Genomic DNA, 16,791 nt, shown 5'->3' on the forward strand with positions numbered 1-16,791 from the left:
GTTCCGGGCGGGTTCAGCTGACGGTGACGCGGGCGAGCGCGCCGGTCTCCAGCGCCACCCACAGCGCGCCGTCCGGGCCGAGCGCGATGCCGTGCGGCTCGCAGCCGGGGGTCGGCAGCGGGTGCTCGTCCATGCGGCCCTCGGGCGTGATCCGGGCGACGTGCGCGGTGCCCCACTCGGTGAACCACAGGTCCCCGCCGGGGCCGGCGGCGATGGCGTGCGGCCGGGCCGCGGGATCGGGCAGCGGGAACTCGGCGACCTTCCCGTCGGTGGTGATCCGCCCGATGTGCCCGGTGCCGATCTCGGTGAACCACAGCGCGCCGTCCGGGCCCGCGGTGATGCCCACCGGCGCGGACCCCTCGGTGGGCAGCGGATGGACGGTCACCTCCCCGTCCATCCCGATCCTGCCGATCGCGTTGCCCTGGTTGAGGGTGAACCACATCGCCTCGTCCGGGCCCAGCGCGATCATCGACGGCAGCGCGTCCCGGGCGGGCAGCCGGTGGTCGGTGACGTGCCCGTCGACGGTGACGCGGCCGATGCTCCCGGCCTGCATCCGGGTGAACCACAGCGCGCCGTCGGGCCCGGCGGCGATCCCGCACGGGCCGCCGCCGCCCGGGACCGCGAACCCGGCGACCTCGCCGCCGGAGGTGATCCGGCCGATCGCGCCGCCGCCGTAGGCGGTGAACCACAGCGCGCCGTCGGGGCCCGCCGTGATCGTCGTCGGCCCGGCCGGGACGGGCCCGTGGACGGTGAGGTCCCCGTCCGGCGTCATCCGGCCCACCCGCCCCGCGTGGACGAGCGTGAACCACACCGCGCCGTCCGGCCCGGCGGCGACGCCGTACGGGCCCGCGTCCGGGCCGGCGACCGTGAACTCCCTGATCGTGGCGTGTGAACCCTGCGGCATGGATCGTCCCCCCTCGTCCCCCATCTGCTGTTTCCGTCCGACGGCGAGGTTAACGCAACCGGTGTTGCGTTACGATCGGGACGTGAGATCCCGCAGGCAGGGCAGGCAGCGCGAGTGCAGGCGGGGCGCGTGACCGCCGCCGGGCCCGGGAGCGTCCGACCCGGCGGCCGCACCGCGCGGGTGCGCGAGGCCGTCCGGCGGGCCACGCTCGCCGAGCTGTCCGAGCACGGCTACCGGGGGCTCAGCGTCGAGAACGTCGCCGCCCGCTCCGGCGTCCACAAGACCACCGTCTACCGGCGCTGGGGCGGCGCCGACGGGCTCGTCGCCGCCGCGCTGGACGCCGCGGCCGGCGAACCGTGGCCCGTCCCCGACACCGGCAGCCTGGACGGCGACCTGCGGGCCATCGCGCGGCTCGTCCTGACCGGCTTCACCGACCCCCGGCAGGGGCCCGTCACGCGGGCGTTCGTGTCGGCCGCCGCGCAGAGCACCGAGGCCGCCCGCGCCCTGCACGCCTTCTTCGCGCGGCGGCACGAGCAGGCCGCGGCCGTGGTGCGGCGCGCCGCCGAGCGGGGCGAGGTCCCCGCCGGGACCGACGCCGCCGACGTCGTCCGCGCCGCCGTCGCGCCCCTGTACCACCGGCTGTTCATCACCGGCGAGCCCGTCGACGAGGCCTGCGCGGACCGCGCCGCGGCCGCCGCCGTCGCGGCCGCCCGCGCCGGCGTCTTCCACGAGCACGCGACCAGTGCGGGCGCGACCAGCGCCCGCGTGTCCGGTGCGGGCGCGTCCGGTGCCGGTGTCAGGGGGACAGGCGCGCCGCCCGCGAGTTGAGGTACCGCTGCTCGGGGACGCTGTGCGTGCGCCCTGCCGCCGCCAGGTAGGACTCGCGCGCGGCCGCCGCGTCGCCCGACATCTCCAGCAGGTGCGCGCGGACCGCGTGCAGCCGGTGATGCCCCGAGATCCGCCGGTCCGAATCCAGCTCCTCCAGCAGGTCCAGCCCGGCGGCCGGGCCGCGCGCCATCGCCACCGCGACCGCGTGGTTCAGCGCGGCCATCGGGTTGTCGGACATGCCCAGCAGCACCTCGTACAGCGCGGCGATCTGCGGCCAGTCCGTCTCATCCGCCGACGCGGCCTCGTCGTGCAGCGCCGCGATCGCCGCCTGCACCTGGTAGGGGCCGGCGGGGCCGCGGGGGAGCGTCGCGGAGACCAGCTCCAGGCCCTCGGCGATGTCGCCGTCCCGCCACAGGCTGCGGTCCTGCTCGGCGAGCGGGACCAGGGCGCCGTCCGGGGCCGTCCGGGCGGGACGGCGCGCGTCGGTGAGCAGCATCAGCGCCAGCAGCCCGGCCGCCTCGCCGTCGCCGGGCAGCAGCCGGTGCACGATCCGCGCCAGCCGGATCGCCTCCGCCGACAGGTCGGGACGGTACAGGCCCGGCCCCGCCGTGCTCGCATACCCCTCGGTGAAGATCAGGTACAGGACGTGCAGGACGGCGGCGACCCGGTCCGCGCGCTCGTCCGGCGCGGGCGGCCGGAACGGGACGCGGCTGTCCCTGATCCGCCTCTTGGCGCGGCTGATCCGCTGGCCCATCGTCGGCTCGGGGACGAAGAACGCGCGGGCGATCTCCCCGGTGGTCAGCCCGCCCACCGACCGGAGCGTCAGCGCGATCCGCAGGTCCGGCGACAGCACCGGATGGCAGCACATGAACAGCAGGATCAGCGTGTCGTCGGCGTCGCGCGGCGGGCTGTCGGCGGCGGGTGACAGCCACTCGTCCGGCAGCCGGAACGCGGCGGCGGCGTCCTCGCGGCGGCGGCGCGCCTGCTCGGCCCGCAGCAGGTCGGTCAGCCGCCGGGACGCCACGGTGATCAGCCAGGCGCGCGGGTCGTCGGGCACGCCGCCGTCCGGCCACTGCGCCGCGGCGGCGATCAGCGCCTCCTGGACGGCGTCCTCCGCGGCGTCGAAATGCCCGTACCGGCGGACCAGCGCCCCGAGGACCTGCGGCGCCAGCGGGCGCAGCAGGTCCCCGAACCCGGCCCCGTGCCGGCCGCCGGTCATGGCGCGGTCATCCCTCCAGGTCGGCGCGGCCGTCGACGATCGGACGCAGGTCGGCGTAGGCGCTGCCCTGCGCGCCCGCGGGGACCGGGCACTCGCCCAGCCGCGCGGTGATCTCCGACGCGCGGTCGAAGCTGTCGCACTCGATGATCGTGTACCCGGCGAGGACCTCGGCGGTCTCGGGGTAGGGGCCGTCGGTGACGACCGGCACCCCGTCCCTGGAGTGGAACCTGCGGGTGTGGACGGGCGCGGCCAGGCCGTTGGCGTCCACGAACTCGCCCGACTCGACCAGGTCCTGGTTGAACCTCTCCATGAACGCGCCCATCGCGGCCAGGTCCTCGGCCGTCCAGAGCGCCTCGCCCTCGGGCACCTTGCCCGCCATCTCGTCGTAGTCCCGCTGCGACGCGTACAGCATGATCATGTACTTCACGGCCGTTCTCCCTCTCGTCCCGGCGCCCCTTTTCGGCGCCTCTCACCGGAGACGTCGGAGCCGCCGCGCCCCGTTCGACACCTTCACAGCCTGCACCTCGAATTTTTCGTCCCGACGCCCGCACCGGGGCGGAAGGGTTGCATCCGGGACCGTGGTACAGGGTTACCGTCGAATCATGGACGTGAACCAGGCCTGGGCGCCCGAGGGGCCGCGGGCGTGCACGCTGCCGACGGCCCAGCGGCCGCTGCGGGAGGCCGAGTTCGACAAGCTGTTCGCCGAGGCGGCGACCGGCGTGGAACGCGCGGGACCGGGCCGGACGCGGGTCCGGCTGCGGCCCGGCCCGGAGACGGCGGGACGCGCCGCCTCCCTGGCGGCCCGCGAGAACGCCTGCTGCTCCTTCTTCACCTTCACCCTGACCATCTCCGGCGGGGACGGCCTGACGTTGGACGTCACCGTCCCGGCCGCGCACACCGGCGTCCTGGACGCGCTGACCGCCCGCGCCGAGAGCGTGATCGACGGCGGGCAAGCCCGGCGCGGGGAGCGGGCGTGACCGGCGGCGTCGCGGCGGGGCTGCGCAGCGGGCAGGTCGCGGCGGCCGCCGGGGTGAACCCGCAGACGCTGCGGTACTACGAGCGGCGCGGCCTGCTCGACGACCCCGTCCGCACCCCGGGCGGGCACCGCGTCTACCCGCCGGAGACCGTCACCCTGCTCCGCGTGATCAAGACCGCGCAGCGGCTCGGCTTCACCCTCGACGAGGTCGCCGGGCTGCTGGCGGCGGGCGCCGGTGGACGGGCCGCGCCGGGCGCGGGGCTCGCGGGACGGGCGCGCGCCAAGCTCTCCGGCATCGAGGCCAGGATCGACGAGCTGGCCGCCGTCGCCGCGACGCTGCGGGCCGCGCTGGCCGCCGGCTGCGACGACCTGGTGACCTGCGCCGCCGAGCCCGACTGCCCGCTGCCCTTCCCCGCGGAGTAGGCGCCACCGACCGGCGCGGGGACCGGTCAGGCGAGGCCGGCGTCGTGGGCCAGCAGGGCGATCTGGGTGCGGTTGTCCAGGTCGAGCTTGGTCAGGACGCTGGAGACGTGCGCCTTGACGGTCGCGACGCCCATGAACAGCTCGGCGGCGATCTCGGCGTTGGAGCGCCCTTGGGCGATCGCGAGGACGACGTCGTGCTCGCGCGGGGTGAGCCGGGCGAGCGCCGCGCGGGCCCGCTGGTGCGCGCCGGCCTCGACGGCCGCGCGGTCCATGAGCCGCCGGGTGATCCGCGGGGACAGGATCGGGTCCCCGGCCGCGACCCGCCGGACCGCGTGGACGATCTCCTCCGGCGGGGTGTCCTTGAGCAGGAACCCGCTGGCCCCGGCGCGCAGCGCCCGCAGGATGTTCTCGTCGGAGTCGAACGTCGTCAGCACGACGACCTCGGGCGGGTTCGTCCGGGACCGGAGCCTGCGGGTGGCGGTGATGCCGTCCACGCGCGGCATCCGCAGGTCCATGAGGACGACGTCGGGCGCGTGCGCGTCGGCCGCAGCGGGCACCTCGTCGCCGTCGGCGGCCTCGCCCGCCACGGTGATGCCTGCGGTGCCGTCCAGCATCATCGACAGCCCGGCGCGGACGAGCGCGTCGTCGTCCACGATCAGGACGCGCAGGGGCCGGGTCACGCCGGCCATGGTAGCCAGGCGCGCAGCCGGAACTCGTCCGCGGTGGCCTGGTGGTCGAGGCGGCCGCCGGCGAGCCGGACCCGCTCGGTCAGGCCGACCAGTCCCGTCCCGCTGCCGGGCGCGGCGGGCCCGGCGCCCGGGTCGCTGGGCAGCGGGTTGCGGACGTCGATGACCAGCCGGGTCCCGGGCCGCCCCCGCAGCTCGACGCGGACGGGGCGGCCGGCCGCGTGCTTGCGCGCGTTGGTCAGCGCCTCCTGGACGACCCGGTACGCGGTCCGCCCGGCGGCGGCGGGCAGCGCGCCGGGGTCGACGACCTCGTCGCGCAGCTCCACCCGCCCGCCCGCGTCGCGCGACTCCTCCACCAGGCGGGACACGTCGTCCAGCACGGGTTGCGGGCGGCCCTCCTCCGCCTCGTCCTCCCGCAGCAGGACGATCACGTCGCGGAGCTCGTCGAGCGCCTGGTGCACCCCGTCGCGGACCACCCCGGCGGCGTGCGCGAGCTTCTCCGGCGGCGCGTCCGGACGGTACTCCAGCGCGCCCGCGTAGGTGGCCAGCAGCGACAGACGGTGGGCCAGCACGTCGTGCATCTCCCGCGCGATCCGGGCGCGCTCGGCCATGCGCGCCTCGGCGACCCGGCGGCCCTGCTCGGCCTCGGCGCGGCGGGCGCGTTCGCGCAGCGACTCCAGCAGCGCCCGGCGCGCCCGCGCGAGCGCGCCCCAGCCGATCAGCGCGCCGTATCCGAGCGCGATCAGCAGCAGCCACCAGCCGAACGAGATCCCGGCCGCCGGCTGCCACCACCCCTGCACGGCGTGCGCGCCGACGCCCGCCACGGCTATCCCGGCGGCGACCGGGAACGGGCGCCGCTGGGCGACCTGCAGCGCCGCCAGCGTCGCCGGCGGGGTCGCGGCCGGGGACACCGCCGCCAGCGCGGTCAGCGCCACCGCGACCGCCACCGGACGCCACAGCAGCGCGGGCGACAGCAGCCACGCCGCCACCCCGACCGCGACCTCCAGCGCGAGCCGCCTGTCCGGCACGTCCGCGCTGTACCGGCCCCAGATCGTCAGCGAGACCAGCGCGCCGGTGACGGCGAGCACGATCGCGACGGTCGCCCGCCTGCCGCGCCGCCCGCACGGGGCGGCCTGTTCGAAGCTCTTCTCGTTCACGTGCGAAGGCTAACCCCGCAGGTCACAGCGCCGACACCGACCAAAGTCGGTGCCCGCCCCGCCCGCGGACGGAGCCGCCGCGCCCCGGGGGCTTTCGGCTATCGCGGCTTCATGCGGAGAACGACCGACCCCTTCGAGGCCGAGACCACGGAGATCACGACCCCGTTGGCCTTGACCTGCGCGCCGGGATGCGCGGTGATCTTCGCGTTCCCGGACGACCCGGCCGCGGGGCCGACGACCATGGTCTGGCAGCGGGGATCGCCCTCGCAGTTGAAGTCGAACGCGCCCGAGGAGGGGAGGCCGACCTCGAAGGAGATCGCGTCGCCTTCGAGCGAGGTCACCCTGATCGTGCTGACCTCGAGCTTCTCCTCGTCCATCGGGATGGTGACCCGCCGGGTCACCTTCACCTCGCAGGTGCCGTCCTTGCAGGCGCGCAGGTTCGTCCCGTCGGCCGGCGGTGCCGGGCTGGGCGGCGGTGCCGGTGGCGTGGTCGGAGCCGTCTTCTTGGCGGTGGGCGATCCGCTCGCGGATGCGGCGCCGTCGTCGTCGCCACCGCAGCCGGCGAGGCCCAACGCGGCGGCCGCGGCGAGCCCGGCGGCGGCGTGAAGGCGGAAACCAGCGCGTGGACGAGCCATGACGGGACTCCTTTGCTCTGCGCGCACGTCCGATCCGTGCAGCCGGGATCCTCAAGATAGGGACCGGGCACGGGACGGGTCCCGCCAATCGCCCGATAGGCCCGGCCCGTTCCGGAGACCGCGGATATCCGTGCGTGTGAAATGCGGCAGTTCGTCAGCATTCGGCGCGTGGACTCCGTTCCTGGACGCGGACCGCCTCATCGTGCGGCCCGCCGAGCCGGAGCTGCGCCCCGTCCGCGTGCTGCGTGCGCCGGAGCCGCCGGACGCGCCGGACGGCCTCGGCGACACCGGCCGTGACGAGCGCGGCCGCCACCAGCAGCGCGCTGAGCCACAGCGGCGACCGGTAGCCGAGCCCGGCCGCGATGGCGGCACCGCCGAGAGCGGGCCCGGCGGCCGCGCCGACATTGAGCGCCGAGGTCGCGAACGCCCCGCCGAGGGAAGGCGCCCGCGTCGCCGCGTACAGGACCCGCGCGATGAGCGTCGAGCCGACGGCGAACGACAGCGTCCCCTGGACGAAGACGAGCAGGAACGCTATGACCTGGTTTCCGGCCGCGGCCGTGAAAAGCGTCCACCCGGCGAGCAGGGCGATCCCGCCCGGTACCAGGACCAGCATGGGCCGCGTGTCGGACATCCGCCCGCCGATGGTCGCTCCGGCGAACGACCCGAGACCGAACAGCGCCAGCACCGCCGGCACCCAGTCCTCGGAGACCCCGCCGACCTCGGTGATCAGCGGACCCAGATAGGTGTAGGTGCAGAACGTCGCGGCGTTCACCAGTGCCGCCAGCAGCAGCACGAGCAGCAGCCGAGGGCTGCGCAGCGCCCGCAGCTGGCTCCGGGCGCCGGCCGGGCGACCGTCCGCGCCGCCGTCCGCGGGGCCGTCAGGAGTGCCGGTCGCCGGGGCGCCGCCGGGTACCGAGCGCAGGACGGCGAAGACGGCCGGCAGGCAGATCAGCGCCACCGCCCAGAACGCCGACCGCCAGCCGAGGGCCTGGCCGAGCGCGGCGCCGGCGGGCGCCCCGGCGACGCATGCCAGCGTGATGCCGCCCAGCAGGACGGAGGTCGCGCGTCCCTTGGCGTCCGGCTTGACCATGCCGGTCGCCGTCGCGAGCCCCACGGCGAGGAAACCGGCGTTGGCCAGCGCGCCGAGCGCCCGGGTCGCCAGGAGCACGGTGAAGCTGGAGGTGACCGCCCCGACGACGTGCACGAGCATGAAGGCGACCAGGAAGACCAGCAGCGCCCGGCGGCGCGGCCAGCGCAGGCTGAGCACCGCCATCAGCGGCGCTCCGACGATCATTCCGGCGGCGAAGGCGGACGTCAGCGCGCCGGCCGCGGAGATGGAGATGTTCAGTTCGCGGGCGATGTCCGGGTTCAGTCCGGACAGCATGAACTCGGACGTTCCCTGGGCGAAGACCGCCAGTCCGAGGACGTAGATGGCGAAGGGCATGGGAGAGGAACTCCACGGTCGTGTCGTGAGGCATCGAAGAAGAGGCGCGGACGCACCGTCGCGACGTCCCGGACCAGCCGTGCACGACGGCGAGCATGGCGGGACGCGGCGAGTGCGGTAGCGCGCGTGGGAGCCCGAGAGCCCCGGCAGCCCGAGCAGGGCAGCGCAAGGCGGCGGAACTCCGGGGAAGACTCAGCCCGAGTGACGATGATCAATGGCCACCGAGGAACCGGTGGCTAGCGTCTTGATGCCTCAGGACTGGACACGGGCCACACGATAGACAAGCGCCGCGAAACCCGTCCACCGCATTTCACGCCCGTCGACCCGCCCACGGACGACCTTTTGCCGTCCCGGCAAAGAGTTTTGCTTCCGCGCCCGCGCGAACGCATAGTCGGCGTGGAGGTGGTCACGATGACCGATCAGCTGAGAGGCGGCTATGACGTGGTAGTGATCGGCGGTGGCGCCGCGGGCTTGAACGGGGCGCTGATGCTGGCCCGCGTCCGGCGGACCGTCGCGGTGATCGACGCGGGCGCGCCGCGCAACGCGCCCGCCGACGGTGTGCACGGGCTGCTGGGCCGGGAGGGGATCAGCCCGGCCGAGCTGCTGGAGCGCGGCCGGGCCGAGGTCCGCCACGACGGCGGCTACGTGGTGCGGGGAGAGGTCGCCGCGGCGGTCCCGGACTCGGGCGGGTTCACCGTGACGCTGGACGGCGGCGCGACCGTCCGCGCGCGCCGCCTGCTGGTGACGACCGGGGTGGTGGACGAGCTGCCGGACCTCCCCGGCTTGCGGGACCGGTGGGGACGCGACGTCGTGCACTGCCCGTACTGCCACGGCTGGGAGATCCGCGACAAGGCCATCGGCGTGCTCGCCGGCGGTCCGATGGCGGTTCACCAAGCGCTGCTGTTCCGGCAGCTGAGCGACGACGTCGTCCTCTTCTCCCACACCATGCCGCCGCCGACCGGCGAGGAGGCCGAGCAGCTGGCCGCCCGCGGCGTCCGCGTGATCGACGGCGAGGTGGCGTCCCTGGTGATCGTCGGGGACCGCATCGCGGGAGTGCGGCTGGCCGGCGGGACGGTGGTCGACCGCGAGGCGCTGGCCGTCGCGCCGCGGATGACCGTGCGCGCCGCCTTCCTCGACGGGCTCGGGCTGCGGCCGGTCGAGCATCCCGCCGGGGTCGGCGAGCACGTCCCGTCCGACGCGGCGGGACGCACCGACGTGCCGGGGGTGTGGGTCGCGGGCAACGTCACCGACCTGATGGCCCAGGTCGGCGCCGCCGCCGCGGCGGGCGCAGCCGCGGGCGCCCAGATCAACTCCGACCTGATCGCCGAGGAGACCCGCCAGGCGGTCGCCGCGCACAGGCCGGGGCCCTCGTCCGCGTCCGAACCCGCGGCGTGAACGCCTGGCGGACGACCGGTCCCGGCGGCCGGCCTACGGTGCGCGGCCGGGCCAGGCGACGTCGTCGACCGCCAGCCACGGCTCGGCCGCCACCGCCGCCGGGGTCGCGCCGGTGAACGCGACGACATCGCGATGCAGGTGGGGCTGGTCGGCGTAGCCGGTCTCGGCCGCGACCCGGGCCGCGTCCTCGCCCGCGGCCAGCCGGTGGGCGGCGTGGTCGAAGCGGACGAGCCGCGCGGCGCGCTTGGGCGGCAGCCCGATCTGCGACTGGAACCGCGACCACAGGCGCTTGCGGCTCCACCCGACCTCGGCCGCCAGCTCGTCGACCCGGACCAGGCCACGGCCGCCGACCATCCGGTCCCAGGCCCAGGCCACCTCCGGGTCGACCGGGGTCCCCGTCTCGCGCCGCCGGGCGAGGAATGCGTCCATCAGCGCGAAGCGTTCGTCCCACGAGGGGGTCTCGCTCAGCCGCTCGCCGAGCCGGGAGGCGTCCGGGCCCCACAGGTCGTCGAGTGCGACCACGGCGCCGTCCAGCCCGGCGGGGGAGACGCCCAGGATCTGATGCGCGACCAGCGGCGACAGGCGCACCTGCACGGCCTCGAAACGCTCGCCTCGCACCCACATCGCACCGGAACCGAACCCGAGCCCGGCGACCACGCTTCCCCGCCGCCTGCGTCCGGCGGCATCGTCCACGATCAGCGGGCCTGCGCCGAGCTCCAGCGCCAGCGACACCGCCGGGTGCGGGACCGCCCGATGCCCGGCCGCGGACCCGCCACGGTCACGGAACCCGGCCATGCTGACACCGGCCACCCGGCTGGGCCGCTCCGGCCGCGCGACGTCCCACACCAGCACATCGGCACGCTCGCGCACGGTGGACCGCATCCTCATATCGTACGGCGGGCACCCGCCGGGAACATTCGTTCAAGCCACCGCCCCGCCCGGACGGCGACAGTGGCCCCATGACGACAAAAGACCGCCGCCGGGTGTCGCGGCAGGAAACCGAAGCCACCGGAAGCTCGACCCTTCCTTTGGACGGCGGGAGCGTTCACGTCCGCCAGGACGGCCCCGGCGACGCCCCGGCGCTCGTGCTGATCCACGGCCTCGCCGGATCGACCCGCTGGTGGGACTCGCTGGTTCCGATGCTGGCGGAGTCCTTGCGCGTCATCCGGATCGACTTGCTCGGGCACGGCCGGTCGGCCAAACCGTCCGGCGGAGGGTACGCGATCCCGGAGCAGGGACGCCGGGTCGGCGAGGCACTGGACCGGCTCGGCGTGCGGCACGCCATCGTGGTCGGCCATTCCACCGGCGGGTCGGTCGCCACCGCCCTGGCCGAGCGGCGCCGCGATCTGGTGACCGCGCTGGCGCTCATCGACTCCGGCCCCCGCCTGGACGCCTTCATCTCCGACGGGTTCGTCGGCCGGCTCCTGTTCGTCCCCGGCGTCGGGCGCCTCTTGTGGCGGCTCCGCACCGACAAGATCATCCGCCGGGGGCTGGACACCGCGTTCAGCCGCCCCGGCTACGAGATCCCGCAGCAGCTCGTCGACGACGTGCGCGGCGTCACCTACCACGCGCTCACCGCGACATCACGCGCCGTCGACGACTACCTGGAGCAGCGCACGCTCCCCGATCGGCTCGCCGCCCTCGGCAAGCCACTCCTGGTGATCTTCGGGGAGGACGACCGGAGATGGCGAGCCTCGTCGGCCGCCGACTACCGCACCGTCCCGGACGCGAAGGTCGAGGTGCTGCCCGGCCTCGGACACTCACCCATGCTCGAAGACCCTCCAAGAACCGCCGCACCTCTCATGGCCTGGTGCGAGGAGCAGGCCTCAGCGCGGAAAGGACGCTGAACACCACTCGTCCGCGACGGGGCACCCCCGCCGGGAACCCGCACGGCGCGTCCGACTTGAAACCCGCAGGCAGGCACGCGACGTGGTGTTACCGCTTCCTCGGTGTGCATCGCGGCCGCGTCCCGATCTACGGCAGCGGGGCGCCACCGACGCGATGAGCGTGGACGAGCTCCTGATCGACGGCTCCACGGCGTACGTGTCCGAGGGCTACGACGCGGTCAAGCTGCGCGTCGGCGCGCGTCCGGCCGCGGAGGACGTGGAGCGCGTCGCCGCCGTCCTGGCCGCCTCGGTGACGGGATCCGGATCATGTGTTCGGCGGCGGTGGCCGGCGAGGATGCGGGTGAGGTCGGTGACCGGCGACGCCGCCAGCTTGTGGTTGGTGTCGTCGTATCCGCGGGTGGTGCGGGGGTCGGCGTGCCCGGCCAGGTCCTGGACCTTGGCGAGCGGGACGTCGTTGCCGAGCAGGGTGGTGATGACGGTGCGGCGGCCGCTGTGCGGGGTCAGCCGGTGGGCCGCGGGCAGCCCGGCCAGTTCCGCCTGCCGCCGCAGGATGTTGGTGACGTCGCGCTGGGTGAGGCGCTTGCCGCCGGGCTTGGCGGGGTCGTAGGGGTGCGGGGCGGTGACCAGCAGCGGGCCGGGAGGGCAGGTGCTGTCCGGGTGGCGGCGAGCGCGGACGGCGAGGTAGGCGTCCAGGACGCGGCAGAGCTCGCCGTCCAGCCGCACGAAGTCGCGGCCGCCGGGCCCCTTGCCTTTCACGCGGTGGCGCAGGACCCGGTAGCCGGCCTCGGTGTCCAGGTCGGCCAGGTCGGCCTGGGTGAAGGCCGACACCCGGAGCGCGGTGTAGAACAGCAGCCCGATCACGGCCGCGTCCCGCCAGGCGGTCTCCGTCCCGCGGTCCGCGGCGCGGGCCTCGGCGGTGTCGAGGAGCCGGGCGGTCTCGGGGACGCTGAGCGTTGGGGCCTTGCGCGCGGACGCCGCGATCTCCGCGCCGGAGGGGCGCCTGACCAGCAGGGTCGGGTTGCGGTCGGCGACGTCGTTGGACTGCAGGTAGGTGTACCACGACGACACCGCCGCCAGCCGCCGGGCCCGGGTGGCGGCACTGGGCGGACGGACCGCGCCGCCGGCGCCGACGGTCATCGATGCCGACCAGTCGTCGACGTCCGCGCGGCGGGCGGTGCGCGGATCAAGGCTGGTGCGGGCGCAGTAGTCCAGCCAGGCGGCGAGGTCGCGGTAGTAGGCGCGGCGGGTGGCGTCGCTGTTCTGACCGCGCAGCCAGGCCGCGGTCAACGCCCTGATGCCGTAGCGGTCGCCGTGCTCGTCGGCGGGCAGAGCGGGCAGCAGCCCCACAGACTCGGCGATCGGATCGAGCCCCGACGCCTGCCCTGAGAGGACACGCGACGCCGAAGCGGGGGCCGCGGGCATCACCTCCCCGGCCATCACCCCTGGCGACGGCTCCTGCGGTGTGCTCATGCACTGCCTCCTGTCGGGCCCCGGTGAAGCCAAGGTTCGGGAGATCACGAAGAGGCACCAGGATAACCGTCCTTATCCCGGAGCATCGCTGTGCCGTATTCAACGCGTTTCGCGCGTCGCGTAAATGATTTCGCGAGGAGAAACGCGATTCTGGATCGCCAGGGGAGTAGGGTGGGGCGTGTGAGCAGCGACGACACCGCCGCAGAAGCAGCGGCTACCGCCGTCCCGCAGGCGGACCGGGAAGGGGAGTGCGCGTTGGCCGGCTGCGCGCAGCCGCTGCCGCCGCCCGGACGCGGCCGTCCGGCCAAGTACTGCAGCAAGGCCCACGCCGACCAGGCCAGCCGGGACCGTCGCGCCGCCGACGCCGCCGCGCTGGACGAACCGCTCCGCCGCGCCGAATCCCTGGCCGGACGACTGCCCGAGGCCATCGGCGGGCTGCAGGAGCAGCTCACCGTCCTGACCGACGCCCTCGCCCAGGCGCAGGCGGGCGCGCTGGCCCGGGTGCAGCGGGCCGAGGCCGAGGCCGTCGCCGCCCGCCAGGCCGAGGCCGACGCCGACGCCCGCGCGGCGGAGGCCGACCGCGTGCGAGCCCGGGCGGAGGCCGCCGCCGCGGACGCCGTCCAGGCCCGGCGGGCCGCCGAGCAGGAGGCCGAGCGCGATCGCGCCGCGCTGGCGCAAGTCCGCGCCGACACCGCCGAGACGATCGCCGCGCACACCCAGCTCCGCGACGCCGCCCGCGAGGCCCAGGCCGCCGCGGAGGCCGCCCGGGACGCCAAGACCGCCGAGTTGCGCGAGGCCCGCCAAGCCCACGAGCAGGACCTGGCCCGCCGGGACGCCGCCATCCGCGCCCAGACCGACCAACTGGACGCCGCCCGGACCGATCTCGCCCGCACGATCGAGGCCCTGACCGCCGCGCGAGAGGCGCTGGCCACCGCCAGCGGCGAGGCCCGCACCCAGCGAACCCGCGCTGAGGCCGCCGAGCACGCCCGCGACGCCGCCCTGCGCGAGCTGCAGACCACCGAAGCGCGAGCCGCCGCGCTCGACCGCCGTGTGCATGAGCTGCAGACCGCCGCCGACCAGGCCGCGGGCGAGGCAGCCGACACGCGGGCCGCCCTGAGGGCCTGCGAGGCCGTGTCCGACCGCCTCGAAACCGCGCTGGAAGCCGCCCGCGCGGAGGCCGCCGAGCAACGCGAACGCGCCGCCCGCGCCGAGGCCGCAGCAGCCGCCGCCGAGGCCGCCGAGGCCGCCGCGGCGGCGCAAGGCCCCGGCGACGACCGGCACGACCAGGACGACGGGCAGACTCCCCGGCCCGAAACCCGGCCCGACAACCCTCGCTCTCCCCAGCAACCCACCTGATCCCGGCCCACCTTCGGCCCGCCGGACCTGAGTTCGCGGTAACCGGCTCAGCGTCGGCGGTGGGAGTCGCGGCGAACGTGCCAACGGTGCGTGGCCCAGCGATTCCTTCGCCTTCAGTCCGGGGGCGGCGCGGGCCTCGTATGGATCCGGGATCAGCCTCTCGGCCCGGCCCGGGCGGTTGAGCGGCCTTCGGACGGTCTGTCGTGTCGGCTTCGAGGGCGGCGGTCTTCGGGTCGCCGCCGGGCCGTAACTCGGTTGCGCGGACGCGGGGGGCGTGGCTGTACTGGGGGCAGAAGCCGGAAGAACGAGGAACAGGGGAAGCGATGCGCCGCACGTTCATGTCCACCCAGCAGGTCATCACCACCAGCTACGCAAGGGGCATGAACGTCAGTGCGAACACTGAACCTGGGGATTCTGGCGCATGTCGACGCAGGTAAGACGAGCCTGACCGAGCGGCTGCTGTACGCCGCCGGAGTCATCGACGAGCTCGGCAGCGTGGACGACGGCAGTGCCCGGACCGACTCGCTGGCGCTGGAACGGCGGCGCGGGATCACCATCAAGTCCGCCGTCGTGTCCTTCGTCGTCGACACGGTCGCCGTCAACCTGATCGACACTCCCGGCCACCCGGACTTCATCGCCGAGGTGGAACGGGTGCTCGGCGTGCTCGACGGCGCGGTGCTGGTGGTCTCGGCGGTGGAGGGCGTCCAGGCGCAGACGCGGGTGCTGATGCGGGTCCTGCGCCGGCTGGGCATCCCGACGCTCGTCTTCGTCAACAAGGTCGACAGGCCCGGGGCGCAGGACGAGGACCTGCTGCGCAGCATCTCCGAACGGCTGACCACGGGCGTGATCGCGATGGGCTCGGTCGCCGGGCTCGGTACCCGCGACGCCCGCTGCACCCCCTACGGCGAGGCCGACCCCGGCTTCTCCGCCCGGCTGCTCGAACTGCTCGCCGAGAACGACGACGGCCTGCTCGACGCCTACCTGGAGGAGCGTCCGCCCGCCTACCCGCGGCTCCGCGCGGAACTCGCCGCGCAGACCCGGCTGGGCCTCGTCCATCCGCTCTACTTCGGTTCGGCGATCACCGGTGCGGGCGTCCCCGACCTCATCGGCGCCCTCACCGAGCTGCTGCCCGCCGCCGAGGGCCGCTCCGACGGGCCGGTGTCGGGCACCGTCTTCAAGATCGAGCGCGGTCCGGACGGAGAGCGGATCGCCTACGCGCGCCTGTTCTCCGGCACGGTCCGCGTCCGTGACCGGCTCCCCATCCGCCACGCCGAGCCGACGGCCGAGGAGGGGAAGGTCACCGCGATCGAGGTGTTCGACCAGGGGGAGGCCGCCGCACGGTCCGAGGCCGGGGCCGGGCTGATCGTCAGGATCCGCGGCCTGGACGGGGTCCGGGTCGGCGATCCGATCGGGACCATCGCGCCGCCGAACCCGCGGGCCCGGCAGTTCGCTCCGCCGACCCTGGAAACGGTCGTCGTCCCGGGGGAGCGGGCGGACCGGGGCGCACTCCACCTCGCCCTCTCCCAGCTGGCCGAGCAGGACCCGCTGATCGCGCTCCGGGAGGACCCGGTCCGGCGGGAGATCTCCGTCTCGCTCTACGGCGAGGTCCAGAAGGAGGTCGTCCAGGCCACGCTCGCCGACGACTTCGGCATCGAGGTGACCTTCCGGGAGACGACGACGATCTGCGTCGAGCGTCCGCGGGGGAGCGGGTCCGCACTGGAGATCATCGACACCGGGGCCAATCCGTTCCTCGGCACCGTCGGCCTGCGGGTCGACCCGGCGCCGCCCGGCTCGGGCGTGGAGTTCCGGCTCGGTGTGGAGCTCGGGGCGATGCCCTACACCTTCTTCCGCGCCGTCGAGGAGACCGTCCGGGAGACCCTGAACCAGGGCCTGCACGGGTGGCGGGTCACCGACTGCCTGGTGACCATGACCCACTCCGGCTACTGGCCGCGCCAGAGCCACGCCCACGGGACGTTCGACAAGAGCATGTCCAGCACGGCCGGCGACTTCCGCAATCTCACCCCGCTGGTCCTGATGGCGGCGCTGACCGAGGCAGGCACCGAGGTTCTCGAGCCCGTCCACCGGTTCCGGCTGGAGGTCCCCGCCTACGCCTATGGCGCGGTCCTGCCCGTTCTCGGACGCCTCCGCGCCGTGCCCGGGGAACCCGTGCCCATGGGCGACGTCTATCTGATCGAGGGCGAGATCCCGGCCGCCCGCGTCCACGACCTGGAGCAGCGGCTACCCTCCCTGACCAGTGGTGAGGGTGTCCTGGAGTCGGCCTTCGGCCATTACGCACCCGTCCAAGGTCCCGCCCCGACTCGTCCCCGGACCGACCACGACCCGCTGAACAGGGAGGAGTACCTGCTGCGCGTCCTCCGCCGTGTCCGCTCCGACGGGTCGAGCCACTGACGCGGGACCGGAGTCCGCCAGGGGTCAGGGTTCGCTGAGGGC

At 75.0% G+C, this 16,791-nt stretch carries 16 protein-coding genes; 7 read left to right on the forward strand and 9 right to left on the reverse strand.

Annotated elements, in window-relative coordinates; translation table 11 throughout:
• Positions 1-13 precede the first annotated feature (13 nt).
• Positions 14-904 carry a virginiamycin B lyase gene (locus E1287_RS19145; RefSeq protein ID WP_131966331.1) on the reverse strand — a complete coding sequence of 297 codons (891 nt, stop codon included), beginning with the start codon at positions 902-904 and terminating at the stop codon, positions 14-16.
• Between the two features lie 129 nt (positions 905-1,033).
• On the opposite strand from E1287_RS19145, the gene E1287_RS19150 reads away from it, so the two are divergent.
• Complete coding sequence (locus tag E1287_RS19150) at positions 1,034-1,732, forward strand: TetR/AcrR family transcriptional regulator (protein ID WP_131966332.1); 699 nt, start codon at positions 1,034-1,036, stop codon at positions 1,730-1,732.
• On the opposite strand, the gene E1287_RS19155 is transcribed toward E1287_RS19150, so the two are convergent.
• Together E1287_RS19155 and E1287_RS19160 are read right to left on the reverse strand one after the other, a co-directional pair.
• Positions 1,701-2,951, reverse strand: a complete 1,251-nt coding sequence (locus E1287_RS19155; RefSeq protein ID WP_131966333.1) for a DUF6596 domain-containing protein — start codon at positions 2,949-2,951, stop codon at positions 1,701-1,703. The genes E1287_RS19150 and E1287_RS19155 overlap by 32 nt on opposite strands.
• 7 nt (positions 2,952-2,958) lie before the next feature.
• The gene (locus tag E1287_RS19160) at positions 2,959-3,369 is read right to left on the reverse strand and encodes a YciI family protein (protein ID WP_243719201.1); all 411 of its coding nucleotides are present in this window, start codon (positions 3,367-3,369) and stop codon (positions 2,959-2,961) included.
• Positions 3,370-3,553: 184 nt separating this feature from the next.
• Here E1287_RS19160 and E1287_RS19165 point away from each other — a divergent pair, with 184 nt between their 5' ends.
• Together E1287_RS19165 and E1287_RS19170 are read left to right on the forward strand one after the other, a co-directional pair.
• A complete protein-coding gene (locus E1287_RS19165) occupies positions 3,554-3,928 on the forward strand; it encodes a hypothetical protein (RefSeq protein WP_131966335.1) in 375 nt (124 codons plus the stop codon).
• Entirely contained in the window at positions 3,925-4,350 is a 426-nt protein-coding gene (locus E1287_RS19170) for a MerR family transcriptional regulator (RefSeq protein WP_243719195.1), read from the forward strand. The genes E1287_RS19165 and E1287_RS19170 overlap by 4 nt, the downstream gene beginning before the upstream one ends.
• 26 nt (positions 4,351-4,376) lie before the next feature.
• On the opposite strand, the gene E1287_RS19175 is transcribed toward E1287_RS19170, so the two are convergent.
• The 4 genes from E1287_RS19175 to E1287_RS19190 all read right to left on the reverse strand — a co-directional run bounded on the left by E1287_RS19175 (position 4,377) and on the right by E1287_RS19190 (position 8,272).
• Positions 4,377-5,039, reverse strand: coding sequence for a response regulator transcription factor (locus E1287_RS19175; protein WP_131966336.1), 663 nt, complete (start codon positions 5,037-5,039; stop codon positions 4,377-4,379).
• Positions 5,027-6,193, reverse strand: coding sequence for a histidine kinase (locus tag E1287_RS19180; protein ID WP_131966337.1), 1,167 nt, complete (start codon positions 6,191-6,193; stop codon positions 5,027-5,029). The genes E1287_RS19175 and E1287_RS19180 overlap by 13 nt, the downstream gene beginning before the upstream one ends.
• A gap of 98 nt (positions 6,194-6,291) precedes the next feature.
• Positions 6,292-6,828, reverse strand: a complete 537-nt coding sequence (locus E1287_RS19185; RefSeq protein WP_131966338.1) for a hypothetical protein — start codon at positions 6,826-6,828, stop codon at positions 6,292-6,294.
• Positions 6,829-6,982: 154 nt separating this feature from the next.
• A complete protein-coding gene (locus E1287_RS19190; protein ID WP_131966339.1) occupies positions 6,983-8,272 on the reverse strand; it encodes a Cmx/CmrA family chloramphenicol efflux MFS transporter in 1,290 nt (429 codons plus the stop codon).
• A 411-nt stretch (positions 8,273-8,683) separates the two neighbouring features.
• On the opposite strand from E1287_RS19190, the gene E1287_RS19195 reads away from it, so the two are divergent.
• Positions 8,684-9,667 carry an NAD(P)/FAD-dependent oxidoreductase gene (locus E1287_RS19195; protein WP_207934311.1) on the forward strand — a complete coding sequence of 328 codons (984 nt, stop codon included), beginning with the start codon at positions 8,684-8,686 and terminating at the stop codon, positions 9,665-9,667.
• 33 nt (positions 9,668-9,700) lie between these two features.
• On the opposite strand, the gene E1287_RS19200 is transcribed toward E1287_RS19195, so the two are convergent.
• Entirely contained in the window at positions 9,701-10,549 is an 849-nt protein-coding gene (locus tag E1287_RS19200) for a helix-turn-helix domain-containing protein (RefSeq protein ID WP_131966341.1), read from the reverse strand.
• Between the two features lie 77 nt (positions 10,550-10,626).
• Between E1287_RS19200 and E1287_RS19205 the strand changes: the two genes are divergently transcribed.
• The gene (locus tag E1287_RS19205; protein WP_131966342.1) at positions 10,627-11,514 is read left to right on the forward strand and encodes an alpha/beta fold hydrolase; all 888 of its coding nucleotides are present in this window, start codon (positions 10,627-10,629) and stop codon (positions 11,512-11,514) included.
• Positions 11,515-11,721: 207 nt separating this feature from the next.
• On the opposite strand, the gene E1287_RS19210 is transcribed toward E1287_RS19205, so the two are convergent.
• Positions 11,722-12,984 (reverse strand): site-specific integrase, encoded by a 1,263-nt coding sequence (locus tag E1287_RS19210; protein ID WP_131966343.1) that lies wholly within the window; start codon positions 12,982-12,984, stop codon positions 11,722-11,724.
• 180 nt (positions 12,985-13,164) lie between these two features.
• Here E1287_RS19210 and E1287_RS19215 point away from each other — a divergent pair, with 180 nt between their 5' ends.
• Both E1287_RS19215 and E1287_RS19220 read left to right on the forward strand, forming a co-directional pair.
• On the forward strand, positions 13,165-14,340 hold the full coding sequence (locus tag E1287_RS19215; protein ID WP_131966344.1) for a hypothetical protein: 1,176 nt from the start codon (positions 13,165-13,167) through the stop codon (positions 14,338-14,340).
• Between the two features lie 390 nt (positions 14,341-14,730).
• The gene (locus E1287_RS19220) at positions 14,731-16,749 is read left to right on the forward strand and encodes a TetM/TetW/TetO/TetS family tetracycline resistance ribosomal protection protein (RefSeq protein WP_131966345.1); all 2,019 of its coding nucleotides are present in this window, start codon (positions 14,731-14,733) and stop codon (positions 16,747-16,749) included.
• Positions 16,750-16,791 lie beyond the last annotated feature (42 nt).

It is taken from the genome of Actinomadura sp. KC06 (assembly GCF_004348735.1).
Lineage (GTDB): Bacteria > Actinomycetota > Actinomycetes > Streptosporangiales > Streptosporangiaceae > Spirillospora.

Coding starts and splice junctions, on each gene's coding strand:
- E1287_RS19145 (WP_131966331.1), bottom strand. CDS start 904: ATGCCGCAGGGTTCACACGCCACGATCAGGGAGTTCACGGTCGCCGGC.
- E1287_RS19155 (WP_131966333.1), bottom strand. CDS start 2,951: ATGACCGGCGGCCGGCACGGGGCCGGGTTCGGGGACCTGCTGCGCCCG.
- E1287_RS19160 (WP_243719201.1), bottom strand. CDS start 3,369: ATGATCATGCTGTACGCGTCGCAGCGGGACTACGACGAGATGGCGGGC.
- E1287_RS19165 (WP_131966335.1), top strand. CDS start 3,554: ATGGACGTGAACCAGGCCTGGGCGCCCGAGGGGCCGCGGGCGTGCACG.
- E1287_RS19175 (WP_131966336.1), bottom strand. CDS start 5,039: ATGGCCGGCGTGACCCGGCCCCTGCGCGTCCTGATCGTGGACGACGAC.
- E1287_RS19185 (WP_131966338.1), bottom strand. CDS start 6,828: ATGGCTCGTCCACGCGCTGGTTTCCGCCTTCACGCCGCCGCCGGGCTC.
- E1287_RS19190 (WP_131966339.1), bottom strand. CDS start 8,272: ATGCCCTTCGCCATCTACGTCCTCGGACTGGCGGTCTTCGCCCAGGGA.
- E1287_RS19195 (WP_207934311.1), top strand. CDS start 8,684: ATGACCGATCAGCTGAGAGGCGGCTATGACGTGGTAGTGATCGGCGGT.
- E1287_RS19200 (WP_131966341.1), bottom strand. CDS start 10,549: ATGCGGTCCACCGTGCGCGAGCGTGCCGATGTGCTGGTGTGGGACGTC.
- E1287_RS19205 (WP_131966342.1), top strand. CDS start 10,627: ATGACGACAAAAGACCGCCGCCGGGTGTCGCGGCAGGAAACCGAAGCC.
- E1287_RS19210 (WP_131966343.1), bottom strand. CDS start 12,984: ATGAGCACACCGCAGGAGCCGTCGCCAGGGGTGATGGCCGGGGAGGTG.